This is a genomic window from Halomonas organivorans, from assembly GCF_014192055.1.
GTDB classification, from domain to species: Bacteria; Pseudomonadota; Gammaproteobacteria; order Pseudomonadales; family Halomonadaceae; genus Halomonas; species Halomonas organivorans.
Genome location: NZ_JACHXM010000007.1, coordinates 133,567 through 156,608 on the forward strand (window position 1 = coordinate 133,567; position 23,042 = coordinate 156,608).

At 60.1% G+C, this 23,042-nt stretch carries 21 protein-coding genes; 5 read left to right on the forward strand and 16 right to left on the reverse strand.

The genetic code is table 11. The features are described from left to right. Positions 1 to 54 precede the first annotated feature (54 nt). From FHR96_RS09720 to bla, 4 genes are all read right to left on the reverse strand, one after another. A complete protein-coding gene (locus tag FHR96_RS09720) occupies positions 55 to 702 on the reverse strand; it encodes a LysE family translocator (protein WP_246392884.1) in 648 nt (215 codons plus the stop codon). Between the two features lie 86 nt (positions 703 to 788). Beyond that, the gene (gene hemB, locus FHR96_RS09725; protein WP_183387476.1) at positions 789 to 1,778 is read right to left on the reverse strand and encodes a porphobilinogen synthase; all 990 of its coding nucleotides are present in this window, start codon (positions 1,776 to 1,778) and stop codon (positions 789 to 791) included. A gap of 280 nt (positions 1,779 to 2,058) precedes the next feature. Continuing rightward, a complete protein-coding gene (locus FHR96_RS09730; protein ID WP_183387477.1) occupies positions 2,059 to 2,910 on the reverse strand; it encodes a putative RNA methyltransferase in 852 nt (283 codons plus the stop codon). A gap of 118 nt (positions 2,911 to 3,028) precedes the next feature. Next, entirely contained in the window at positions 3,029 to 3,934 is a 906-nt protein-coding gene (gene bla / locus FHR96_RS09735) for a class A beta-lactamase (protein WP_183387478.1), read from the reverse strand. A gap of 159 nt (positions 3,935 to 4,093) precedes the next feature. Between bla and FHR96_RS09740 the strand changes: the two genes are divergently transcribed. Next, the gene (locus FHR96_RS09740) at positions 4,094 to 4,999 is read left to right on the forward strand and encodes a LysR family transcriptional regulator (RefSeq protein ID WP_221195765.1); all 906 of its coding nucleotides are present in this window, start codon (positions 4,094 to 4,096) and stop codon (positions 4,997 to 4,999) included. A 26-nt stretch (positions 5,000 to 5,025) separates the two neighbouring features. On the opposite strand, the gene FHR96_RS09745 is transcribed toward FHR96_RS09740, so the two are convergent. Next, positions 5,026 to 5,427: a RidA family protein gene (locus tag FHR96_RS09745; protein ID WP_183387479.1), complete on the reverse strand. Its 402-nt coding sequence runs from the start codon at positions 5,425 to 5,427 to the stop codon at positions 5,026 to 5,028. Between the two features lie 642 nt (positions 5,428 to 6,069). On the opposite strand from FHR96_RS09745, the gene msrP reads away from it, so the two are divergent. The 3 genes from msrP to FHR96_RS09760 are packed head-to-tail and all read left to right on the forward strand — an operon-like array spanning position 6,070 to position 8,717. Further along, positions 6,070 to 7,086 (forward strand): protein-methionine-sulfoxide reductase catalytic subunit MsrP, encoded by a 1,017-nt coding sequence (msrP, locus tag FHR96_RS09750; protein WP_183387480.1) that lies wholly within the window; start codon positions 6,070 to 6,072, stop codon positions 7,084 to 7,086. Next, on the forward strand, positions 7,086 to 7,706 hold the full coding sequence (gene msrQ / locus FHR96_RS09755) for a protein-methionine-sulfoxide reductase heme-binding subunit MsrQ (RefSeq protein ID WP_183387481.1): 621 nt from the start codon (positions 7,086 to 7,088) through the stop codon (positions 7,704 to 7,706). The genes msrP and msrQ overlap by 1 nt, the downstream gene beginning before the upstream one ends. A gap of 57 nt (positions 7,707 to 7,763) precedes the next feature. Then, a complete protein-coding gene (locus tag FHR96_RS09760) occupies positions 7,764 to 8,717 on the forward strand; it encodes an IS481 family transposase (RefSeq protein WP_183387482.1) in 954 nt (317 codons plus the stop codon). Positions 8,718 to 8,788: 71 nt separating this feature from the next. Here FHR96_RS09760 and FHR96_RS09765 read toward each other — a convergent pair whose 3' ends face one another. The 6 genes from FHR96_RS09765 to FHR96_RS09790 all read right to left on the reverse strand — a co-directional run bounded on the left by FHR96_RS09765 (position 8,789) and on the right by FHR96_RS09790 (position 14,913). Continuing rightward, positions 8,789 to 10,798 carry a DUF3732 domain-containing protein gene (locus FHR96_RS09765; RefSeq protein ID WP_183387483.1) on the reverse strand — a complete coding sequence of 670 codons (2,010 nt, stop codon included), beginning with the start codon at positions 10,796 to 10,798 and terminating at the stop codon, positions 8,789 to 8,791. Continuing rightward, positions 10,795 to 11,247 carry a three component ABC system middle component gene (locus FHR96_RS09770; RefSeq protein ID WP_183387484.1) on the reverse strand — a complete coding sequence of 151 codons (453 nt, stop codon included), beginning with the start codon at positions 11,245 to 11,247 and terminating at the stop codon, positions 10,795 to 10,797. The genes FHR96_RS09765 and FHR96_RS09770 overlap by 4 nt, the downstream gene beginning before the upstream one ends. Continuing rightward, positions 11,244 to 12,371, reverse strand: a complete 1,128-nt coding sequence (locus FHR96_RS09775; protein WP_183387485.1) for a hypothetical protein — start codon at positions 12,369 to 12,371, stop codon at positions 11,244 to 11,246. The genes FHR96_RS09770 and FHR96_RS09775 overlap by 4 nt, the downstream gene beginning before the upstream one ends. A 169-nt stretch (positions 12,372 to 12,540) precedes the next feature. Beyond that, positions 12,541 to 13,161, reverse strand: coding sequence for a HEPN domain-containing protein (locus tag FHR96_RS09780; protein ID WP_183387486.1), 621 nt, complete (start codon positions 13,159 to 13,161; stop codon positions 12,541 to 12,543). A 100-nt stretch (positions 13,162 to 13,261) separates the two neighbouring features. Next, entirely contained in the window at positions 13,262 to 13,939 is a 678-nt protein-coding gene (locus FHR96_RS09785) for a hypothetical protein (protein ID WP_183387487.1), read from the reverse strand. A 119-nt stretch (positions 13,940 to 14,058) separates the two neighbouring features. Continuing rightward, entirely contained in the window at positions 14,059 to 14,913 is an 855-nt protein-coding gene (locus FHR96_RS09790) for a hypothetical protein (RefSeq protein ID WP_183387488.1), read from the reverse strand. 190 nt (positions 14,914 to 15,103) lie between these two features. Here FHR96_RS09790 and FHR96_RS09795 point away from each other — a divergent pair, with 190 nt between their 5' ends. Then, positions 15,104 to 16,093, forward strand: a complete 990-nt coding sequence (locus FHR96_RS09795) for an IS481 family transposase (protein WP_183387489.1) — start codon at positions 15,104 to 15,106, stop codon at positions 16,091 to 16,093. 367 nt (positions 16,094 to 16,460) lie between these two features. On the opposite strand, the gene guaA is transcribed toward FHR96_RS09795, so the two are convergent. From guaA to FHR96_RS09820, 5 genes are all read right to left on the reverse strand, one after another. Further along, positions 16,461 to 18,038 carry a glutamine-hydrolyzing GMP synthase gene (gene guaA / locus FHR96_RS09800; RefSeq protein ID WP_183387490.1) on the reverse strand — a complete coding sequence of 526 codons (1,578 nt, stop codon included), beginning with the start codon at positions 18,036 to 18,038 and terminating at the stop codon, positions 16,461 to 16,463. Positions 18,039 to 18,156: 118 nt separating this feature from the next. Further along, positions 18,157 to 19,626, reverse strand: coding sequence for an IMP dehydrogenase (guaB, locus tag FHR96_RS09805; protein WP_183387491.1), 1,470 nt, complete (start codon positions 19,624 to 19,626; stop codon positions 18,157 to 18,159). A gap of 257 nt (positions 19,627 to 19,883) precedes the next feature. Beyond that, positions 19,884 to 20,921, reverse strand: coding sequence for an ABC transporter substrate-binding protein (locus FHR96_RS09810; protein WP_183387492.1), 1,038 nt, complete (start codon positions 20,919 to 20,921; stop codon positions 19,884 to 19,886). Then, positions 20,918 to 22,321, reverse strand: a complete 1,404-nt coding sequence (locus tag FHR96_RS09815; RefSeq protein WP_183387493.1) for a sensor histidine kinase N-terminal domain-containing protein — start codon at positions 22,319 to 22,321, stop codon at positions 20,918 to 20,920. Before FHR96_RS09815 ends, FHR96_RS09810 begins: the two co-directional genes overlap by 4 nt. Further along, positions 22,318 to 22,986 (reverse strand): response regulator, encoded by a 669-nt coding sequence (locus FHR96_RS09820; protein ID WP_183387494.1) that lies wholly within the window; start codon positions 22,984 to 22,986, stop codon positions 22,318 to 22,320. Before FHR96_RS09820 ends, FHR96_RS09815 begins: the two co-directional genes overlap by 4 nt. Positions 22,987 to 23,042 lie beyond the last annotated feature (56 nt).

Below are 23,042 nucleotides of genomic sequence, written 5' to 3' on the forward strand. Positions count from 1 at the left end.
AGGCGTTCGCTCACCCTTGCCATGGATGGCAGAACACTCTCGCTATTTCACCTGTCAGCGTCGCGCCTCCGTCGCCATGCGGTATGCCAGGCCACCCAGCACGCCCGCCATCAGCCAGCGCTGGATCGCTAACCACACCGGGCGCCCGGCGAGAAAACCGGCGATGGCACCGGCCATGACCACGATCAGGGCATTCACGCCGAGGCTGACGATGATCTGAAGGCTCCCGAGCGCCAATGACTGCGCCAGTACGCTACCGTGCTGCGGCTCGATGAACTGCGGCAGCAGGGAGAGATACATGACGGCGATCTTGGGATTCAGCAGGTTGGTGACAAGGCCCATGAGGAACAGCCTGGAACGGCCATCTTTCGGCAATTCCCTGACCTGGAAGGGCGACGCTCCCCCCGGCCTGACCGCCTGCCATGCCAGCCACAGCAGATACAGGGCGCCCCCGATCCGCAGGGCATCGTAGGCATAGGGAACCGCCAGCACGATCGCCGTGATGCCGAAAGCGGCGCAGAGCATGTAGAAGACGAAGCCCATTGCCACGCCGCAAAGCGAGATCAACCCCGCCATCCGGCCCTGACAGATCGAGCGTGAAATCAGATAGATCATGTTGGGGCCGGGCGTCAGCACCATTCCCAGCGCCACGAGGGAAAAACCGATCAGACTCGTTCCGTCAGGCATGCCCGCCTCCTGCATCAAGGATCACTCGGTCCTGTTATACACGATCGGGAACGTGGTGGCCCACGAGGTCGGGCATGCCGCTACGACAGGGCGTTGTGGCGTTATTTCCCCGCCAGCCACTCCGCGACCTGCCTGGTGTAGTAGCTGACGATCAGGTCGGCGCCGGCGCGCTTGAAGCCCACCAGGGTCTCGAAGACCACCTCGCGCTCGTCCAGCGCGCCGGCCATGGCGGCGTACTTGATGCCCGCGTATTCGCCGCCGACCTGATAGGAGGCCAGCGGCAGGTCGCTGCGCCGGCGCAGGTTGGCCAGCACGTCGAGGTAGGGCGTGCCCGGCTTGACCATCAGGATGTCGGCGCCCTCTTCCTCGTCCAGCAGGCATTCGACCAGCGCCTGGCGGCCGTTGGCGATGTCCATCTGGTAGCCCTTGCGGTCGCCCTCGAGCTCGCTGTCCACCGCGGTGCGGAAGGGGCCGTAGAACGACGAGGAAAACTTCGCCGAGTGAGCAAGGATGCCCACCTGCTCGTAGCCGGCGGCGTCCAGGCCCTCGCGGATGGCGCGCACCTGGCCGTCCATCATCGCCGAGGGCGCGAGCATATCGGCGCCGGCCTCGGCCGCGGTGATGCACTGCTTCACCAGGTTCTCCACCGTGGCGTCGTTGCAGACGTGGCCGTCCTCGACCACGCCGCAGTGGCCGTGGCTGGTGTATTCGCAGAAGCAGATATCCGGGATGACGACCATTTCCGGGCAGGCCCGCTTGATGGCGCGGATCATCCGCACCAGCAGGCCCTCGCCGTTCCAGGTGTCGCTGCCCAGCGCGTCCTTGTGGCGCGAGATGCCGAACGGCATCACGTAGCGCACGCCCAGCTCGGCGAGCTCGCGGATCTCCTGCTCGACCATGGCCTCCGGGTAGCGAACGATGCCCGGCATGGCGGACACCTCCTTGGGCTCATCGATGCCTTCCTCGATGAAGATCGGGTGGATCAGGTCGTTCAGGGAAACATCGTGCTCCCGGACCAGGTCACGAATGGCCGGCGACTGGCGCAGCCGGCGGGGACGACGCAGGGGCTTGTTCGTTGCGGGTTGGCGCATCTTCGATGTCCGCTTGGCGGCCCCGCCAGGGGAGACACGACGAGGGCCGGAGATGAGTGGGTGCCGCATACGCTAGCATGAAAATCCATTAGCGCCCTATCAACTGCGACCCTTCGACTCACCCCCGGGCGCCTAGCGGCGCCTTTCGCCCAATGACTTGGGCTCCCACGAAGACCAGCTAGAAGCCCCGAGACTTGGCGGGAGCGCCCTTCGTCCGGCGCCTGGGGCCCGGCCACTGAATCGCGCAGAAGAACTCCCACGAAGATCAAGGACAACACCCTCATTTGCGCACCAGCCGTGTCAGCCGTACGTCCACGGTGAGGGCAAGCGAGGTCAGCGCCGCGGCCCTCTCGCGCCCTTCGGCGCTGGCGCGGTGCAGGTGCGGCGTCATCGCCAGCAGGTCGGCGATGGGCTCGGCGCCCTCGAGCGCGATGGCATAGCGCAGCGTCTCGCCAGAGTGCCGTGTGAAGCCTTCCGGCGCGGCCTCGTCGTCTTCGCGGGGCGGCTTCACGCTCGGATAGATGATCTCGCGAAGCTCGCGCAGGTGATCCGGCCCGGCCTCGACCATCAGCAGCTCGCCGCCCGGCTTCAGCACGCGGGCGAACTCCGGGTAGACGGGGAAACCGAACAGGCAAAGCACGCGGTCCAGGCTTTCCGACTGCACCGGCAGGTGGGCGTTGGTGCCCACCACCCAGGTGGCGGCCTTCTCGCGCTTGGCGGCGGCCAGCACCGCCCACTTGGAGATATCCACGCCCAGCAGGGAAAGCGTAGGCGCCTCGTCCTGCGATTCCGCCAACTCGGCGAGCTCTCGTAGATAGAAGCCCTCGCCGCAGCCGGCATCCAGGCAGCTAAGCGTGCCGACGGCGGAAGCCCCTTCCAGCACGGCGCGGCTCACCGCCTCGGCGATGGGACGATAGTGGCCGGCCTCGAGAAAGCGCCGCCGCGCCGCCACCATCGCCTTGCTGTCGCCGGGATCGCGGGAGCGCTTGTTCTGCACCGGCAGCAGGTGTACGTAGCCCTGGCGGGCGATATCGAAGCTGTGGCCGGCCGCACAGCGCCAGGCGCCGTCGCGACGCTGAAGCGGGTCGCCGTCGAGCGGGCAGGCCAGCGCCTCGAATGATGTAGTGCTCATTGGGCGGCCATCCCCTTCCGTTCCTGCATTCGTTCCGCGATTCATGACGCTCTCATGCCGCTGCTGTGTTCACGGTCGCGCCATCGAGCCATGCCCGATGGCGCGCTATGGAGCGACATTATACGTGGGCGGCCAGCCTTCCGACGGCGGCGATGGTCTCGTCGCGCTGCGTCTTGGTGGCGCTGGGCATGTAGGTATAGGCGACGGCGATGACCGCGCCACGATCGCCCGGCCAGCCGATTCCGATATCGCTGGCGTTGCCCACGCCGTTGGTGCCGGTCTTCTCGCCGACCAGCCACGACGACGGCATGCCGGCGCGCAGCCGGGCGTCGCCAACCTTGCCTTCGATCATCCAGGACGCGAGCTGGTGCCGCGACTTCGCCGACAGGGCATCGCCCAGCAGCAGGGTGCGCAGGGTCGCCATCATCGCCAGCGGGGTGGTGGTATCGCGCTCGTCGCCCTCGTGATCGTGGGTGTTCAGGCCGGGCTCAATGCGGTCCAGCCGGGTGGTCTCGTCGCCGATGGAACGCAGATAGGCGGTGACCGCCTCGGGCCCGCCAACGCTCTCGATCAGCGCATTCGCCGCCGTGTTGTCGCTCCAGGCCACCGCCGCCTGGCACAGCTCGGCGACGGTCAGGCCGGGCTCGCCCAGGCGCGTCTCGGTGATCGGCGTCCAACCAACGAGGTCGCCCTCCTCGACCACGATCCGGCGATCCAGCGTCTCGCTGCCTTCGTCCACCCGGGCCAGCACCGCCGCGGCGATGAAGAACTTGCCGGTGCTGTTGAACAGGAACCGTTCATGGCCGCGATGGCTCGCCACCGCGCCGGTGGCGACGTTCATCAGCGCCACGCCCACGCGGTCGTCTTCCGCGCGCTCCAGCTCCGCCAGTTGCTGGTCGAGGTCGGTAGTGGCGGCGGAAGTGGTCGAGGTGGACGTGGAGGCGAACGCCGGCTGGCCCGCGGCGAGCATGGCACCGGCGGCGGTCATGGTCCCGAGGACCTGGCGGCGTGAGAGGGTCGGCATGGTGGGGCTCCTGAGCAAGATCAGCAGAATCGAATTGAGCAGAGTAGCCGGACGATCAGGCGCGAGGCAAAAGAACCCGCCGTCGCTCGGCCTCGTCGCGACGCCAGGCTTTCCGATCTGCCATCATTGCCGTACCCACCGCGACAGGGACCGGCCACATTGAACCAACTCCTCGCCATGCGGGCCTTCGTGCGCGTCGTCGAAACGGGCTCCTTCAGCCAGGCCGCGAATCACCTGGCGCTGCCGCGCTCGACGGCGAGCAAGCTGGTCTCCGACCTGGAGCGCCATCTCGGCCTCAAGCTGCTCAATCGCACCACCCGCGCGGTCGCCGCCACGGCGGACGGGCTGGCCTACTACCCGCGCGCCGCAAAGTTGATCCGCGAGCTGGATGCGCTGGACGGCGACATGCGCGGCAGCCAGGGCAAGCCCAGCGGCCACCTGCGCATCGATGCCCCCTCCACCTTCGCGACCAGCCTGCTGATACCGGCCCTGCCCGCCTTCCAGCGCGAGTACCCCGACATCAGCGTAGCGCTGGGCATCAGCGACCGGGCGGTAAACATCGTCGGCGAAGGCGTGGACTGCGTGATTCGCGCCGGCCGGCTCGACGAGATGTCGATGGTCGGGCGCCACCTCCTCGAACTGGAGTACGTGACCTGCGCGGCGCCGGGCTACCTCGAACAACGGGGAACGCCGACGCATCCCAGCGCGCTCGCCACCGACCACACGCGGCTCGGCTACTTCATCGCCGCCACGGGCAGGCCGATCCCGCTGGAGTTCGCGCGGGGAGACGAGCGCTTCACGATGAGCGAGAGCGACTACGCCGCCAACGACGGCAACGGCCTGATGGCGATGCTGCTCGCCGGGCTCGGCGTCGGGCAGCACTTCCGGCGCTGCGTGCAGCCGCACCTCGATGCCGGCGAGCTGGTGCCGGTGCTGGCGGAATGGCAGCGTTCGCGCATGCCGTTCCACCTCCTCTACCCGCCCAACCGCCACCAGACCGCCCGGCTGAGGGTGTTCATCGAGTGGCTGCTGGCGACCTTCGGAGAGGCGCCGCCCGCCCGGTGAGCCTGCCGCGCGGCGCTTCACCGCCCTCAGGGAATGATCGCCGTCACGCGAATCTCGACCCGCATCGTCGGCAGGCCCAGCGCCTCGACGCCGGTCTGCGTCCAGATCGGTGCCTGGTGCGGCATGTAGTGCCGGTAGAGCCGGGTCATCGTCTCGTTCACCTCCGGCGGAAAGCCGCCGACATGGTAGGAGTTGACGTGGATGACGTGCTCCCAGCCGGCGCAGGCGGTGGCGAGGGTGCGCTCGACGTTGCGGAACGCCTGCTCGATCTCCTCCACCAGCGAGGCCGGTATCTCGAAGTCGTCATTCCAGCCGCCCTGCCCGGAAATCTCCACGCGGTTGTCGACCCTCACCGCCTGCGAGTAGTACAGCAGGTCCAGTGCCTTCTCCCCATAGCCGGGGGTCACGAAAAACTCGGGCTTGCTCATCGGTTCGGCCTCTTGCGTCGTTGATGGCCACCGATGCTAGGGGACCGCCACCGCGGGCAGAAGACGCGAAACCTGCCACGTCTGTCCATAGGGATGGACAATCGCCCCACCCTCGGCGTGAGGCGTTACCCGCGACGTGAGGGACTAGCAGGCATAAAAAAACCCGCCGATCGGCGGGTTCTGGAGATAACCAGGGTCTGTCCCTCGTTTCACACGATGCGCAGAGGCAAAGGTTGGCCGTTGGTCAACGCCGCGGCCGATGGTGACGTCGCCGGTATCGCCCCCTCGACAGCCGCCGAGCACCCTGGCGAAGCCCACGCCACGCACCGCCGAACAGCTTGGCAAACAGATCGGCTCGCAATCGGGCATTGCGCTGCTCCACCGCCCGCATCTTCGGATCTGGATTGTGGAAGGCCATCGTCTCCTCCGCCGTCGAAAGCACACTAACTGCGTAGCTTAGCAGGCACACCGCCCATGCTTTTCATGGTTGTCTGACAGTCAGCCAACGGCCAGGAATCGTCAGGGCCTGCCCCTCGTTCCACATGACAAAGCTGTCATCCTGCCGTCAGCGGTTTGACGAGGCCATGGTGTCACGCTGCCGTACATCGCCGCGTCAACGTCCACCGCCAGTGGAGGCATCACATGCTGATCAACATCGCCAAGCCCAGCGATCTGCGCGAATCCGATGTGACACCGGAATCCGTCTACCTCTCGCGCCGCCGCTTCATGGGCGGCATGGCCGGCCTGGGGGCGGGGCTCGCCCTGTCCGGCCGGGCCCGAGCAAACGCCGACTATTCGGACGTCCCCGACGGCGACGCCCCCGCCTGGCTCAAGGCAAAGCTCGATGCCTCCCGCCGGCGCGCCATCGTGCCGGCCGACCCCGAGAAGGACGCGATTGCCCCGTTCGATGACGCCAGCGGCTACAACAACTTCTACGAGTTCGGCACCGGCAAGTCCGACCCGGCCCGCCTCGCTGGCGACCTCGAGACCCAGCCGTGGAGCGTGGTGATCGACGGTGAGGTGAACAACGGTGGCCGCTTCGACCTGGAGGACCTCGCCCGTCCCTCCCGCTTCGAGGAGCGCATCTATCGCCTGCGCTGCGTCGAGGCGTGGTCGATGGTGATTCCCTGGCTGGGCATTCCCCTTGCGGAGGTCATCAAGCGCGCCGAGCCGACCGGCAAGGCCCGCTACGTGCGCTTCAAGACCCTGGTCGACCCCGAACAGATGCCCGGGCAGCGCTCGTCGTTCTCGCTGATCGACTGGCCCTACGTGGAGGGGCTGCGCCTGGACGAGGCCCTGCACCCGCTGACGCTGCTGGCCCTCGGCATGTACGGCCGTGAGCTGCCCAACCAGAACGGCGCGCCGCTGCGGCTGGTAGTGCCGTGGAAGTACGGCTTCAAGAGCATCAAGTCGATCGTGCACATCTCGCTGGTGGAGGAGCAGCCGATCAACTCCTGGCAGCGGATCGCCCCGGAGGAATACGGCTTCTACGCCAACGTCAATCCACAGGTCGACCCCCCCCGCTGGAGCCAGGCCAGCGAACGGCGCCTGCCCAACAGCCTGTTCAGCCCCAACACCATCGATACGCGGATGTTCAACGGCTACGCCGACGAGGTGGCCGCGCTATACGCGGGCATGGATCTGCGGGAGCACTTCTGATGACGGCGCAGGGCAAATGGCGGCTCTGGCGCGGCGGCGTGTTCCTGGCGGCGCTGACGCCCCTGCTGCTGTGGGGCTGGCAGGTCGCCAACAACGCCGCCGGCCCCGAACCGGGGCGCTACCTGCTGCTGAATATCGGCCTGGGCGGGCTGTGGATGCTGCTGCTCACCCTGAGCCTGACGCCGCTGACCAAACTCACCCGCTGGAAGGGCTTTGCGCTGATTCGGCGGCAGCTCGGCCTCTGGACGCTGGCCTACGCCAGCCTGCACCTGCTCAGCTATGCGCTGTTCATCCTCGGGCTCGACTGGGCGATGCTCGGCAGCGAGCTGGTCAAGCGCCCCTACATCATCGTCGGAATGCTCGCCCTGACCGGGCTGGCGGCCCTAGGCGCGACCTCGAACCGCTGGGCGATGCGAAAGCTCGGCAAGCGCTGGAAGCCGCTGCACAAGCTTGCCTATCCCATCCTGGGACTGATCCTCCTGCACTTTCTCTGGGTAGTGCGCGCCGACCTTGTGGAATGGACCCTGTACGCCACCGCATCCGCCCTGATCATGGCGACCCGCCTGCCGCCGGTAGCTCGAGGACTTCCCAAGCTTCGCCAGCGACTCGCCAGTAGCTAGGTGTTTAGTCCCGGAGTGTAATGGTCCATGGTACGAACCATTGTCCGAGGAGGATCCATGGCTCAAGTACTTCATCAACGCGCCAAGACCACGCACGCCATCCGAAAAGACATACAGCGATCGTCAGCTTCGGTCGCGGAGCTGAGCCGCCGTTACAATCTCAATCCCAAAACGGTGCGCAAGTGGCAGCGCCGCAGTTCCGTGGAAGATGAGCGCATGGGCCCCAAGCAGCCAAGCTCTACTTCCTTATCGGACCTTGAGGAGGCCGCAGCGATCACCTTTCGGCGCACCACCTGGCTCGCCCTGGATGACTGCCTCTTTGCGCTCCAGCGCTTTATCCCTCATCTGACGCGCTCCAGCCTGCATCGGCTGTATGTGCGCCACGGCATCAGCCAGCTACCTCGTCAGACCGATGAGGCGATGGTGGACAAGCCGTCCTTCAAACACTACCCGATTGGCTACCTGCATATGGACATCTGCGAGATCCGCACCGGGGAGGGCAAGGCGTATCTGTTCGTGGCCGTCGACCGCACCTCCAAGTTTGTGCATGCCCGGCTCAATCGCCAGGCACAGCGGAAGCAGGCGGCTGAGTTCCTCGAAGACACGCTGCAACAGCTGCCGTATCGGGTTCACACCGTGCTGACAGATAACGGCTCGCAGTTTGCCAAGCGCCCGGGGACGGAATCCTACAAGCCGCATAGGTTTGATGTGGTCTGCCATCGGCATGGCATCGAGCATCGATTGACACGTCCGTTCCATCCATGGACCAACGGGCAGGTGGAACGGATGAATCGCACCATCAAGGAAGCGACCGTCCGCAGCTTTCATTACGCCACCTTGGGCGAGCTGAGCGCCCATCTAAAGGACTATCTCTGGGCGTATAACAGTGCTCGCCCGCTTCGGGCGCTCAAGGGAAAAACGCCCATTGGGTTCATTCTTGACCGCTGGCAGGATGACCCCGAGAGATTCCATGAAGACCCTGCCCACTACTTCCCGGGACCATACACCTAGGCGTCCTGAGTTATTTACCAAGCGGGTGGTCAATCACACGGGACCCGACACATACGATCCTTAGCTTCTAATTATTCTTGAATAGGATGAATCAAGCCGCGAGTGCGCCACCTATTACCATGAACCAAAGACTCGAACAACACTCCATTAGACAACGTCAAGTTATCCGCATGGTCTGTCACGATGATTTGTGGACTAAAGCCGTTTTTCAACTTAAGTTCATTGCAGTAAATCGAAAGTCGGCTGAATAGGTTTTCAACGGCTTTGATATCTTCATCAACGGGTCTTTCTTTTTCTGTTCGCTGCTCGGATTCCTGACTCTTTTGCTCATCGAAGCTCTCAGAAGTATCGCGGTTAAAGTTAGGAAAATACACTTGCGTCGGCTGATCTAGAAACAGTATTGATGGGATGGCACATTTATCGCCTAGCTCAGCAAAATACTTATGCAATGCTAAGAACAACGTGACGTGGCAGTATAGCCAATTTGCACCGCTACCCATTGACCGCAAATAGATTTTTTCATCGCCCTGCAAGTGATATAAATCGAATGTTTCAAAAGAAAAACGTAGATCAATGGGCTGGTAGCTCTTTTCAAACTCGAAATGCTTGCCGATATCAGCCATGTATTCATTTACTTTATCCGATGCGTCATCCAAGCCTTTTTGTACATTGTACTTCTTAAGGTCTTTACTAATACCATTGAGTTGTTTTTTTATTTCTTTGATTTCCTTTTCAAGCTCTGCATCGTCGCCCATATTGAGGGTGTCAAGAAGCGAAAATAGCTTTGCTTTTTGCATAATAATGCTTTCATACAGGCTCTTTTTCTCTGTTAACTGCTTATTTGCTTTCTCAATTTCAGAAATTTGTTGGTTGAGCTCAGTCAGCGCTCTGCTTACAGACTCTGTAGAACGCTTCACTTCAACCAAAGAGGATTCAAACTTTGCTTTCATCGGGCGAGCTTGAGCAAGGTTTCCCGATACTTTAGTGATGGCTTGTTGAAGTTTTTCAGCACTTTGTCGCAAGCTGTCCTGTTCCTTAAGGCAAAACGGGCATACGGAAGCTGAGATATGTACATTCTTAGGAGAGCTAAACTGGTTTACGTTATCAACAAATCGCTCTTCTTCTTGAATATGCTTATTAATTGATGAAGCTTGACGCTGCAACTTTCTTAGTTCAGCAGTTTTTTGATTGCGAGCCAGTTTCAGCTGATCGTAACGTTGAGTTATAGCATCTGAATTATGATTAATTTTCTCAGCAATTATGATACCGTCAAGCTGGTCTTTGGCATCTTGCGGATGGCGAAGCACCTTGTCTAATGACAGCGGTTCATCCTTAAAACCCATCAAGGCGTAGAGTTGGCTTAGAACTGGGCCGACTTTTTGTTTGTAACTTTCTGACGTACGCTTGTTGGTTTCTTTTTGGCGATCTAAACGTCGTGCCTCTGCACTTAGCCGTTCCTTTTCTTGTGATAGGTGAAAGAACTTTTGATCGACAAGCCCTAAAAAGATCTTCGTATGCTCAATAGCTTGATCTCGCTTTTCCTTCTCGTCGAACCGATAAAATAATGCATGTTTATTAGCAACAAGGTTTTGATGTTGAAGCAAGAACGATGAAAAGCTACGAACAGATGGTGTAGGTGCTTTTCGATTCCCTCTATAGGCTTTTGCAACCAAAGACTCATCGACATCATCTATATCTAAGAAAAAGTCTCTTAAGTGCTTTTTATACTCGTCCAGTGGGCGAAAATAACTGGCATTGAAGTATTCCCGATCAATTTCTGTTGTGTTGAATATCTCGATACGACGAAAAAAAGCTTTTGTAGAAATTTCGGGATCACGCGCAATCACCATATCTTGCTCATTAACCGAAAGCGCCACATAGTATATGGCAGCACTGTTGGTAATAACGCCTTTGGGGATGGTGTTTTCACCACTGCCAAAGCAATAATCAAAGATCTCAATTAAGGCGCTTTTACCTGTCGATGACTTACCAGTAACGACATTAAGCCCAGACTTAAAACTAACAGGGTGTTTGACTCCTTTTTTATCAATTACACCAATTTCATGAATAAGTGTTTTCATCGCGGTTTCACTCCTAAAAACGCATAAATCTCGACTACTGAGCGACCACTAAATAATCGCCCTAATTTTTCAGCACTTTTTTGATGGGTGAAAACAGAGTCATTCTCATCTCCTTTACTAAGGGATAGCAATTGCTCATTAACCGATAGCCAGTCATTGATTAAACAATATTGAATACACTGCTCTGTTAGGGCTTGAAACCCGTCAATGCGTTCCTGAAGGTCGTAGAGTTTTGTCCTATCGTCGAATACTGTCCAAATTGAGCTACGCTTATTTGAGTTCAGAAGCTTATGGCTATATATGGAATGGCTGCACAGAGGGATTGCCAGCTGAGCAAGCAAAAAATTGTTTTCTGACTCATCCAAATGTGCATAAAATGAGGCAAGATATGGCCCATACTCAAACGGGTTATACTTTAATTCGTATAGAGCGTCGACAATACTGCTCATGGCTCAACCCTCCATTTCAAATCTCGCTCGTCATCGTCCATAGCATCGTGGATCAAACCATTTTTGTACTCAATCGGCGGAATATCATTGCCCATGTTTAGCGGCTGTTCTTGCATGGTTTTGTTGTACAGTAGCTTTGAGCTCTTAATGGCATCGATTGCTTCAAGTTGAGCACTCGAATATGCCAGCTTATATTTTCTTACAAGTTGGTTCTGATAGGTTACCGTTTTATCCTTATATAAGGGGTATTCATCAAGCTGCTCTAGAAGAGAGTTTTGCAGTTCTAACCAGTTGCCTACAGCATCAGGGATCATCTCGTGATGATCTATTTCAGCTATTTTTTGGACGAAAGGTCGGTCTTGATGTAGTTCAACTTCAAGCTCCGACGCCTCATATCCTGAAAATACAGGAAAAGTGAATTCCTTTTTACAAAGAAGTGCTGTTAACTCTTCACACTTCTCTGCGAAAGCCTGCTGGCTAATGCTCCATGATTGCTGCGTTGCCTGAGAATATACAAATCCAACTAAGCCATGAAGGTAACTGCTTAAGTTATTCTTCGGAATGCCAACAGGTTTAGCAAGAATCTGTTTTTCTAGTGCTTGAGCGTTATCGGCTACGGTAAACAAGGCAACTTTGTCAAGTACACTTTTTAGCAAAGCCTCATCACAAGCCATCACTGCTTTCTGTATTTTTATGATTTCAGATGGCTTTTTAGTATTAAGCTGCTCATCAGTACGCTCGGCAAAAATGGCCTGTAGCACAGCCAAACGTTGCTCAACAGATTGTTCATTCCAATCCTTTAGTCGGGTGGTTGCACCAAAAGCCTGAGTGGTATGCAGCACCAAAACACCATATTGGGTATGGTTAAATTCTGGAGCCAACCAGTTCTTGAGTGTTTTCCAGAGGTTCTCGTGGTGGTCAGTAAGCGGAGTCGCATAGTCTTTGACTTCGGTTTGAGTCGAAGCCACAGCATCTGGAGCAATCAGGCTTACATCACCGTCTTTTTCAAACCAAACTGATTGGGCTTCTTCGAGTGAAAAGCACTTATCTAAGCCAATCAACACTTGGTAATGAAAGGCAAAGGCGGTGGTTAACGCAGCATTTTTGGTTTGTCCTCCGCTCATACCTTTTCAGCTCCTTATATTCTTTTATGAAAAATCATAAATGATAAAACGATTCGATTTTTCAAAACAAATGTGTACAACAGTTTCATCGGCGTATAATGCCCAGCTTACCCGGCCGGCTTTGGAGCGCCAGCGGAAAAGCCGGTCAGGTTGAAGCTATTGTTATAACTCACCATGGCCTGTTACCTACCAATCCTTGAATTTTCTGAGCGACTGATTCATCTAGCTTATCGGCTAGTGTCTCAACGTATTTCTTGAACCGCTCGACCTTATCTTTGGATACCCCAACCTGGGCTCCGTGTGCGATCTTATTGCGATCTTCAATATACCTTCTAAGCCTTTCTCGGACTGTGCTATTGGAGCATTTTTGCCAGCGAACGCTCTGCATTAGGTCGTAGATACCCAAGCCAGAAAACATGGTTTCTATAACCTCTACGTGGGGGTTGGCATTCCGAGGCTTTATCAGTTTAATCGTTTTTCCGACATCCTGAACTTTGCCGTTTAAAACAATATTTGCTGCTTCACGGTGCAGGTCATCGATAAAGCCCTGTAAATGTGAACACAGAAGGACAAATGCAGCTCGATTTATAGCATCTACTTCTTTTGGCTTTCCTGGCCCCGGATCGGTCACCAACGCATCAAAGACACGGCTGACATCAGCCAATGCTCCACCGGCCTGTTGAGCAGCAGCTTCGGCACGTTTGAACTTGGTAATCGCCTTATGTGCTTCGAGAAGTTGGTTGATATCGGCTAAGCGACTTGTCAGGTTGGCTCTTGCAGCAGATGGCATAGTTGCTTCCTAGTTCTGTGAGTTATAACGCATGCAGCATGCGCGCCCATGGTATGGAGCCGAAGGCACAATGAAATGGGCGTCGCCGTGCCTGCACTTGTTAGTCATTAATTATGGTTCTTACTAAGGAAAGTATAAACCTCTGAAGATAACCGCAGAGCATAAATGGATAGTGAAAATCAAATTTTAGCTTTGCACCGTCTTCTGTTTCTTCCAACTTGATTAGCGCAAGTTCGCCAGATCGTAAATCCCTACGATCTTTAGTTAGGTACCTCCCTTGATTAACAATATGATGTATTGCCTTTCTGTTTGATGAGTGATTAACAAAGCCATTGGTATGAACTATACAATTTCTTAAATGTCCGAGAGATCTAACATCCTCAATCCCCGAAACTTCATCGATAGGAACATTAAAAAATGACTCGATATATTTCAGATATCTTATTACTCCTTGACCTTTCAACTCATTGGGCTTAACCGGAAGTTCTCGATTATCACATAAATAATTACACAACTTCATGAGTCGAGTTTCAAGCTCAATGTAGAGAAAAACTATTAACGAGTAGTTCAGAGCCTTGGGGATCACTTGATCCAGTATATAACCTTCGTGGCTCCACCTCATAGCCTGTAAATCCGGATCATTTGGAAAATAAGTCGTGAGTTTGGCTTTTTCTTCCTCATATAAGTCGTCTATTGAAGAGTTCAGCTTCCAAACTGTATCGGCCAAGGCTTCAAATTCTTTGTAGCTCTCTTCCAAAAATTTTTCCATGAATCCCATATTTACTCGACTGTGACTAACGCCCGCATAAGCGGCGCAAAAAGGCTTGGCTATAATTAGCGAAGAATGAGCGCAAGCCAAGCTTTTTGCGTCCGTTCTTGATGCGCTTGTTAGAAACGCTAGAAAACAGTTATTCCTCGAACAGTTGCGAGCATGATTTCATATATATCCATAAGTTTACGGCAAGCAAATATTGCCGAATTATGATTTTCAGTGTATGAAGGATTGTTTTCATCAAGTTTTATTTCAATACCATCAACCTCTATAGATTTTGATTTCCCTTTGTGAATACCTAGGTTGTGCACTGTATTTCTTTGACTTCTATAGTAATCCAGAAATGCTTTTAACTCTGAACATTCCTGTTTATCCATTTTGCACTTAGATAATACGTAGCTTATCTTTTCCGCACTTGAAACATAAAAGCTCACTCTTTTTATTTTTTCAAGTGTGCCTTTCTTTTTTTCTTTGTCCTGCTCAGAAGAGTATTTCTCAATTAGCTTAACAAGCTCAATTTCTTTTTTGTTACTTCTTGGCTCTACTTGGGTTAGCTCTTCATATAACTCATCAACATAATGCTCAAACGTGGAAAAGGTATTAACTTTAAAATCAAAGAAATTAGATCCAATGATGAAGTCGGTTCTTGCATCAAAAAGTTCAAACAAATCTTGTTTTGCGAACTCCAACCTTTTGAAGTCCTCATCTTTGTAAAAATCAGCTATGACTTCATCTCTTAGTGCTGAAAGAGGGCCTCGCTCATGCAGAGATGCAGAAATCTCATCGTTAATAAAGTACACGAGAAGTAAGTCGATTTGGTTTGACATCGCTGTGAAAAAATTACTGTAATTTTGGCCTTCACAGGCTCCTTGTTTCAAGGCTAAAGAATCCCCTTTTATGAGAGCCTCGCCTTTTAAAATAAGAAGGTTATATATTCTTTCTTTGTTATTTTTATCAAACGGATTAACTTTTTCATACATAGCTTACCCCTGTCTTCTAACAGGTATTAGATAGCCGGCGCGTTTATCCACCTGAACGCGCCGGCACGTTCATTCGTGTTATACCGCACTCTGTCTAAGTGTAGGGTCCCGGATGATCAGATGAGCTATAGGAGTTATCCTTTGCTGGCCGCCAAGGAGCTTCTTCAGCAGTTCATCCGGGAGCAAGGATATGGACATCAAGCTACATAAACAGGCAACCACCACACCGAAGATCCGGGCCGAGATCCAGGCAGCGCCTTCCAGCATCAGCGACAGCGAGCTGGCACGCCAGTACGGCGTCGCCGTCGCGACCATCCGGCGCTGGCGGTACCGTGACGATGTCCAGGACCGACCGCACACGCGTCACAACCTGCTGGCTACGCTCACTTCCGAACAGGAAGAGGTGCTGATCGCGGCGCGCGAATTCCTGCGCCTCGGCCTGGATGATCTGCTCGTCGTTGCACGTGAGTTCCTCAATCCTGGCTTGTCGCGTTCTGGTCTGCATCGCATGCTCAAGCGGCGCGAGGTGCCGACTCTGGCAGAGCTGGCTCGACGGGACGCGGGCGATGATGAGAAGCTCCGGCACAAGCCCTTCAAAGACTATGAGCCGGGCTACGTGCACATCGACATCAAGCACCTGCCCCAGATGCCCGACGAGGAGCAAAAACGCTACCTGTACGTCGCCATCGATCGCGCCACGCGCTGGGTCCATCTGGAGGTGAGACGCAGCCAGTCCGCGAAGGATGCGCGGGCGTTCATGAGGCGGGTGGAGGACAAGGCTCCCTTCAAGGTCCAGACGGTACTGACCGACAACGGCAAGTCGTTCACCGATCGCTTCACGCGGGCGGGTGAGCGCAAGCCCAGCGGCCGCCACCCGTTCGACCAAGAGTGCCAGGTCCTTGGTATCGAGCACCGTCTGATCAAGCCGGGAAGGCCGCAGACAAACGGCATGGTGGAGCGCTTCAACGGCCGTATAGGCGACGTGCTGGCGACTCGGCGCTATACCTCAGGCGAGGACCTGAAGCAGACGCTCAAACGTTACACCTGGCTGTACAATCACCACATCCCGCAGAAGGCGCTGCACCATCAATCACCGATTGCGGTGATGAAGGAATGGCAGACCAAGCGTCCTGAGTTATTTACCAAGCGGGTAGTCAATCACACGGGACCCGACATCTAAGACCTAACCTACTGATTTAAATGAAAACCAATCGTACTTAGGCGTCATAACACCAATCATCGTGCCGGCAGCCTAATACGGGTAGGGCTATCCGCCAGGGCATGGGGTAGCCCTTCTGGGCTCGGAATCCCTCGAGTGATCGCAGAAAGACACGCTGCCGCCCGGGGATCACATCCTTTCCCTGCGACTCCCTTCGCGCTGTGCTCTCGTGCTCCTGTCTATCGGCCACTGCCTCCGCGGCTGAAGCCTAGTTAACCTTAGCCAGATTACGTTCGGCAACAAAAAAGCCTGCCGATAGCGGCAGGCTTTCGTATGACGCGGGTGATGCTTAGGGGCTAGGCGGCGCTCGTCCGCCCTGCCCTGGCGATCACTCCCACTCGATGGTGGCGGGCGGCTTGCTACTCACGTCGTAGGTGACGCGGGAGACGCCGGAGAGCTCGTTGATGATGCGGTTGGAGACCTTCTCCAGCAGCTCGTAGGGCAGGTGCGCCCAGCGGGCGGTCATGAAGTCGATGGTCTCCACGGCGCGCAGGGCGATGACCCACTCGTAGCGGCGGCCGTCGCCGACCACGCCCACGGACTTCACCGGCAGGAAGACGGCGAAGGCCTGGCTGGTCTTGTGGTACCAGCCGGCGTTGTGCAGCTCCTCGATGAAGATGGCGTCGGCCTCGCGCAGGATGTCGGCGTATTCCTTCTTCACCTCGCCGAGGATGCGCACGCCCAGGCCCGGCCCCGGGAAGGGGTGGCGGTAGACCATATCGTAGGGCAAGCCGAGCTCGACGCCGAGCTTGCGCACCTCGTCCTTGAACAGCTCGCGCAGCGGCTCGACCAGCTTGAGCTTCATGGTCTCGGGCAGGCCGCCGACGTTGTGGTGCGACTTGATGACGTGGGCCTTGCCGGTCTTGGCGGCGGCGGACTCGATCACGTCCGGGTAGATGGTGCCCTGGGCGAGGAAGTCCACGCCGTCGATCTTGGCGGCCTGCTCGTCGAACACGTCGATGAAGGTGTTGCCGATGATCTTGCGCTTGTCTTCCGGGTCGGCCACGCCCTCGAGCTTGCCGAGGAACAGGTCTTCGGCGTCGGAGCGGATGACGCGCACGCCCATGTGCTGAGAGAAGGTCTCCATCACCTGGTTGCCTTCGTCCTTGCGCAACAAGCCGTTGTCGACGAACACGCAGGTCAGCTGGTCGCCGATGGCCTTGTGCAGCAGCGCCGCGACCACTGAGGAGTCCACGCCGCCGGAGAGGCCGAGCAGCACGTGGCGGTCGCCGACCTGCTCGCGCACGCGGGCGATCTGGTCCTCGATGATCTGGGCCGGGGTCCAGTTGCGCTCGCTCTGGCAGATATCCAGCACGAAGTGCTCGAGGATGCGCTGGCCCTGCAGGGTGTGGGTCACCTCGGGGTGGAACTGCACGCCGAAGAAGCGCTTCTCTTCCCAGGCCATGGCGGCGATCGGGCAGCTCGGGGTGGAGGCGGTCACGCTGAACTCGGCCGGCACTTGGGCGACCTTGTCGCCGTGGCTCATCCACACGTCGAGCAGGCTACGACCGGTGTCGTGGTCGATGTGGTCGGAGATGTCCTTGAACAGCGCGGTCTCGACGTCGAGGCGCACCTGGGCGTAGCCGAACTCGCGCTTGTTAGAGCCTTCCACGGCGCCGCCGAGCTGCTCGGCCATGGTCTGCATGCCGTAGCAGATGCCGAGCACCGGCAGGCCCAGCTCGAACACGCACTTCGGCGCGCGGGGCGAGCCCAGCTCGGTGACGGACTCCGGGCCGCCGGCGAGGATGATGCCGTTGGGAGCGTACTCGCGGATCTCTTCCTCGGTGATGTCGAAGGCGCGGATCTCGGAGTAGACCCCGATCTCGCGGACCCGGCGGGCGATCAGCTGGGTGTACTGGGAGCCGAAGTCGAGGATCAGGATCTTGTGGGCGTGAATGTCGGTCATCTGGCCTTTCCTATGCGAGGCGGGCAAAACGGATGGCGAATTTCGCGGGCCGGAAGCGAAAAGCTGGAAGCGGCCCAGGGCGCACTTCCAGCTTCAAGCTTCCGGCTTCAAGCTTGGGTTAACCCGCGCGGTAGTTCGGGGCTTCCTTGGTGATCTGCACGTCGTGAACGTGGGACTCGTTGAAGCCGGCGCCGGTGATCTTCACGAACTCCGGCTTGGTGCGCATCTCCTCGATGCTGGCGCAGCCGGTGTAGCCCATGGAGGCGCGCAGGCCGCCCATCATCTGGTGGACGATGGCGCCCATCAGGCCCTTGTAGGGCACGCGGCCTTCGATGCCTTCCGGTACCAGCTTCTCGACGCCGGCTTCCTTGTCCTGGAAGTAGCGGTCGCTGGAGCCCTGGGTCTGGGACATGGCGCCCATGGAACCCATGCCGCGGTAGGCCTTGTAGGTGCGGCCCTGGTAGAGCTCGACCTCGCCCGGGGCTTCCTCGGTGCCGGCCAGCAGGCCGCCGACCATCACCGCGCTGGCGCCGGCCGCGATGGCCTTGGCCAGGTCGCCGGAGTAGCGCACGCCGCCGTCGGCGATCAGCGGGATGTCGTAGGCCTTGAGCGCCGCGGCGACGTTGGAGACGGCGGTGATCTGCGGCACGCCGACGCCGGCGACGACGCGGGTGGTGCAGATGGAGCCGGGGCCGATGCCGACCTTGACGCCGTCGGCGCCGGCCTCGGCCAGCGCCTTGGCGGCCTCGGCGGTGGCGATGTTGCCGCCGATCACCTGGATCTGCGGGAAGTGCTCCTTGACCCAGGCCACGCGATCGATCACGCCGCGGGAGTGGCCGTGGGCGGTGTCGACGATGATGGCATCGACGCCGGCTTCGGCCAGGGCAGCGATGCGGTCCGGCGTCTCGGGGCCGGTGCCCACGGCGGCGCCGACCAGCAGGCGGCCGTCGCTGTCCTTGGCGGCGTTCGGGAAGGTGCGGGCCTTCTCGATGTCCTGGAAGGTGACCAGGCCGCGCAGGCGGAACTCGTCGTCCACTACCAGCATCTTCTCGACGCGGTGCTCCTGCATCTTGCCCTTGATCACGTCGAGCGCAGTGCCCTCGGCCACGGTGACCAGCTTCTCGCGCGGGGTCATGATGTCGGCCACGCTGTCGCCGTGGTTGGGCTGGAAGCGCATGTCACGCTCGGTGACGATGCCCACCAGGGTCTCGCCCTCCACCACCGGGAAGCCGGAGAAGCCGTGCTCGCGGGCCATGGCCAGCAGGTCGGCCAGCTTGGCCTTGGCCCCGACGGTGACCGGGTCCTTCACGATCACGCTCTCGTGCTTCTTGACCTTGCGCACCTCGGCAGCCTGCTGGGCGATGGTCATGCTCTTGTGGATGATGCCGATGCCGCCTTCCTGCGCCATCGCGATGGCCAGGCGGGCCTCGGTCACGGTGTCCATGGCGGCGGAGAGGAGCGGGATGTTGAGGTATAGGTCGCGGGTCAGGCGTGTCCGGAGGCTGACGTCCTTGGGCAGGACCTCCGAATAGCCGGGAACGAGTAATACGTCATCGAACGTAAGAGCTTCTTGGGCCATACGTAGCATAATCGGCAACACCCAGTGCGCTGGAGGAGGGAGAAGTTAATCGACCATTATAACGTCTCGGGCCGCTTTCCAGCAATCCGGGGATGACTCCACGCCAGGTGCGGTGACTCGGGGCTACCCCGTCGACAAGCCTGCGAGGAGACGCGGTAGATACGTCCTTGTAGCTCCCGACGCCATCCATGGCGCAGGAGCTCCTCTTCGGCTTGTCCCCGGCGCCCCTCGTCGGCAGCGAAGACCATGATCCCAGCGATTCGCCTTTAGTCGTCGCGGCGGAACTCACGGCGCCAGCGTGCCAGGAAGGCGTCGCGGCGCTGGGGGTCGACGAAGGCCAGCAGCGAGGCGTTGAGCGGGATCGGGTAGAGCCGCTCGCCCACCTGGTCGCGCAGCCGCGCCGCCGTGTAGGGGCCGATCACGTCGGGGCGCACGCTGAACAGCGGCGTCTCGCCGGCCAGCACCCGCTGGCCGGCGTGGCTGAGCAGGAAGTCGACGAAGGCCTCGGCGGCGGCGGGATGCGGGGCGTCGCGGTGCACGAAGGCCATGCGCATCAGCACCAGGGCGTAGTCCTGGGGCACCTGGACGATCACCTCGGGGTGCTCCTGGGCCCAGACCATGGCGTAGGAGCCGAGCAGGTTGTAGCCGAGCCAGTAGCGCCCGTCGCTGATCCCCTTGAGCATGGCGCGGGTGTTGTTCTCCAGATGGGCGTCGACCCGCCCCATGCCGGCCACCAGGTCCCAGAAGCGCGGCGTGTAGCGAGCGTCCTGCTGGAACAGCGTGTAGCCCACGCCGCTGCCCAGCGGCGAGTAGGTGGTCACCTTGCCGGCGAGCGCCTCGCGCTCGGTGGTCAGCAGGGTGTGCAGGTCGGCGTGGGTCTGCGGCGGCAGCATGCGCCGCGACAGGTCGAGCCGATAGGCCATGACGATCGGCTCGAAGGTGAAGCCGAACACCTCGTCGCGCCACTTGGCCCATTCCGGCCACTGGCGCGCCTCGGCGGAGTCCAGGCGCCGCGCATGGCCCTCGTTGACCCGCGCCATCTGCCACGGCATCGCCGAGCTGATCACCACGTCCGGCGCCGGGCCGTCATCGACGACCCGCTCGTCGACCTCCAGGGTCGAGCGGTCGCGAAACTCCAGCGCGATGTCGGGATGGGCGGCGCGGAAGGCGTCGAGCAGCGGGGTGACCACCTCGCGGTCCAGGGCGGCCTCCACCACCAGCGGCGTGGCGGCGCCCGCCGGCGCGGCGAGCCCCAGCAGCGCGATCAGCAGGCCAGCGAGCGGGGAACGGCAGCGGCGGATCATGGCGTCTCCTCCTCGGCGCAGCGCGGCAGATGCAGGCGCACCGCCAGGCCGTGGGGCGAGCGCTCGGCAAGGCTCAGCCGGCCATCGAAGCGCCGGGCGATGGAGTCGACGATGGCGAGCCCCAGCCCGGAGCCGTCGGTGTCCTGGCGGCCGCCGCGCTCGAAGGGCTGCAGCAGCCGCTCGCGGGCCTCGGCCGGCACGCCGGGGCCGTCGTCCTCCACGTAGAGCGTCAGCGTCTCGGCGTCCCCCGTGAGGCCCAGGGTGATGGTGCTGCCGGGCGGCGTATAGCGCAGGGCGTTGTCGATCAGGTTGCCGAGCAGCTCGCGCAGCGCCCAGGCCTCGGCGCGAACGTAGCTCGGGCCGGCCGGCAGCTCGTCGAGCCCCAGGTCGTGGTAGCGGGCCGCCTCGCGCCCGGCCCAGTCGAGCAGCGTCTCGCGCAGCAGCGCGGCCAGGTCCAGCGGGGCGACCTCCCCCGCCTCTTCCACGTGGCGCAGCCGCCCCAGGCTCAACAGCTGGCCGGCCAGCCGGCTGGTGCGCGCCGCCCCCTCGTGCACCGCGCCCAGCGCGGCGTGCCAGTCGGCGGGCTCGGGGCTCTTCAGCGCCAGCTCGCTGACGCTCTGCAGCCCGGCCAGCGGCGTCTTGAGCTGGTGGCTGGCGTCGGCGGTGAAGCGCAGCAGCGCCTCGCGGCTCTGGCGCTGGCGGGCGAACAGGTGGTCGAGGGTCTGGGCCAGCTCGCGCATTTCCTCGGGCACCCGGGCGTCCAGCGGGCGCATGTCGTCGGCCTCGCGCGCCCTAAGCTGGCGGCGCAGCCGGCGCATGGGGCCGAGTGCGACGCGCAGCGCCATGGCCATCAGCACCCCGGCCAGCAGCACCATGGCCACGAAGCGGCTGACGGTGCGCTCGAACAGCTCGTCGGCCAGCGCCAACCGCCCCTCGCGGGTGTGGCCGACCCAGATCTGCACCGGTTCCTGGGAGACCCAGCCCGCCGAGTCGTACTCGCGACCGTAGAGCCGCCAGGAGGTGCCGTCGAACTCGGTGGTCAGCGCCCGGGGCGCGTGGGCGGCGCGTTCCCGCCAGCTCGGCGAAATCGCGAACGGCATGTTGGTGGAGACCGCCTCGCCGTCGGCGTCGAGCACCGCGTAGAAGACCCGCTCCTGGTGGCGGGTGGCGAGTATCTGCAGCGCAGCGGCGGGAATCTCCACCACCGGCTCGCCCTGCTGCCACTGCACGGCCTCGGCGATGGTCAGGGCGGCGGCCTCGAGCTGGCTGTCGTAGGCGCGCTGGGCGGCACGGTGGGCGCTCCACCAGGCCTCGACCATCAGCAGCGCGCCGAGCCCGCTCACCGTGACCAGCAGCCACACCGCCAGGCGGCGCTTCAGCGAGCCGCTGACCTCGATCACCCGGCGTCGTCCTCCAGCCGGTAGCCGAGCCCGCGGAAGGTGCGGATGCGCAGTCCGCTGCCCTTGAGCCGCTTGCGCAGCCGGCTGACGTAGACCTCCAGGGCGTTGGTGCCCACCTCGTCGAAGCCGAACAGCCGGCGCTCCAGGGCCTCGCGCGGGGCGATGCTGCCGGCGTGCAACAGCAGGCCCTCGACCAGCAGCAGCTCGCGGCGCGGCAGCTCCAGCGGCGCCTCCTCGAGGCTGGCGCTGCCGGTCGCCGGATCGAAGGCCAGCGGCCCGTGGCGCAGGCGGTTGTCGCTGCGCTGCTGGCTGCGCCGCAGCAGGGCCCGCACCCGGGCTTCGAGTTCGGCGATCGAGAACGGCTTGGCCAGGTAGTCGTCGGCGCCCAGGTCGAGGCCGGAGACCCGGTCGTCGACGGCGTCGCGGGCGGTGAGGATCAGCACCGGGGTGGTATCGCCGCGGTCGCGCAGCTCCGCCAGCAGCTCCAGGCCGTCGCCGTCGGGCAGGCCGAGATCGAGCAGGATCAGGTCGAAGCGGTCGTGGGCCAGCGCGGCCCGGGCCTCGGCGCGGGTGGCGAAGGCCTCGACGGTGTTGCCCAGCGGGGCCAGGGCGTGTTCCAGGGAGCGGGCGATCAGCGGATCGTCCTCGATGACCAGCAGGCGCATGCGACCAAAGTCTCAGAGGGTATCGGGCAGGATGACAGGTTGATGAAAGGTGGCGG

Excerpts from the sequence above, each read along its gene's own strand:
- FHR96_RS09770 (WP_183387484.1), bottom strand. The coding sequence starts at position 11,247 with ATGAGCAGTATTGTCGACGCTCTATACGAATTAAAGTATAACCCGTTT.
- FHR96_RS09810 (WP_183387492.1), bottom strand. The coding sequence starts at position 20,921 with ATGATCCGCCGCTGCCGTTCCCCGCTCGCTGGCCTGCTGATCGCGCTG.
- msrP (WP_183387480.1), top strand. The coding sequence starts at position 6,070 with ATGCTGATCAACATCGCCAAGCCCAGCGATCTGCGCGAATCCGATGTG.
- bla (WP_183387478.1), bottom strand. The coding sequence starts at position 3,934 with ATGCCGACCCTCTCACGCCGCCAGGTCCTCGGGACCATGACCGCCGCC.
- guaB (WP_183387491.1), bottom strand. The coding sequence starts at position 19,626 with ATGCTACGTATGGCCCAAGAAGCTCTTACGTTCGATGACGTATTACTC.
- FHR96_RS09730 (WP_183387477.1), bottom strand. The coding sequence starts at position 2,910 with ATGAGCACTACATCATTCGAGGCGCTGGCCTGCCCGCTCGACGGCGAC.
- FHR96_RS09780 (WP_183387486.1), bottom strand. The coding sequence starts at position 13,161 with ATGCCATCTGCTGCAAGAGCCAACCTGACAAGTCGCTTAGCCGATATC.
- FHR96_RS09765 (WP_183387483.1), bottom strand. The coding sequence starts at position 10,798 with ATGAAAACACTTATTCATGAAATTGGTGTAATTGATAAAAAAGGAGTC.
- guaA (WP_183387490.1), bottom strand. The coding sequence starts at position 18,038 with ATGACCGACATTCACGCCCACAAGATCCTGATCCTCGACTTCGGCTCC.
- hemB (WP_183387476.1), bottom strand. The coding sequence starts at position 1,778 with ATGCGCCAACCCGCAACGAACAAGCCCCTGCGTCGTCCCCGCCGGCTG.
- FHR96_RS09820 (WP_183387494.1), bottom strand. The coding sequence starts at position 22,986 with ATGCGCCTGCTGGTCATCGAGGACGATCCGCTGATCGCCCGCTCCCTG.
- FHR96_RS09760 (WP_183387482.1), top strand. The coding sequence starts at position 7,764 with ATGGCTCAAGTACTTCATCAACGCGCCAAGACCACGCACGCCATCCGA.
- FHR96_RS09775 (WP_183387485.1), bottom strand. The coding sequence starts at position 12,371 with ATGAGCGGAGGACAAACCAAAAATGCTGCGTTAACCACCGCCTTTGCC.
- msrQ (WP_183387481.1), top strand. The coding sequence starts at position 7,086 with ATGACGGCGCAGGGCAAATGGCGGCTCTGGCGCGGCGGCGTGTTCCTG.
- FHR96_RS09785 (WP_183387487.1), bottom strand. The coding sequence starts at position 13,939 with ATGGGATTCATGGAAAAATTTTTGGAAGAGAGCTACAAAGAATTTGAA.
- FHR96_RS09720 (WP_246392884.1), bottom strand. The coding sequence starts at position 702 with ATGCAGGAGGCGGGCATGCCTGACGGAACGAGTCTGATCGGTTTTTCC.
- FHR96_RS09745 (WP_183387479.1), bottom strand. The coding sequence starts at position 5,427 with ATGAGCAAGCCCGAGTTTTTCGTGACCCCCGGCTATGGGGAGAAGGCA.
- FHR96_RS09795 (WP_183387489.1), top strand. The coding sequence starts at position 15,104 with ATGGACATCAAGCTACATAAACAGGCAACCACCACACCGAAGATCCGG.
- FHR96_RS09790 (WP_183387488.1), bottom strand. The coding sequence starts at position 14,913 with ATGTATGAAAAAGTTAATCCGTTTGATAAAAATAACAAAGAAAGAATA.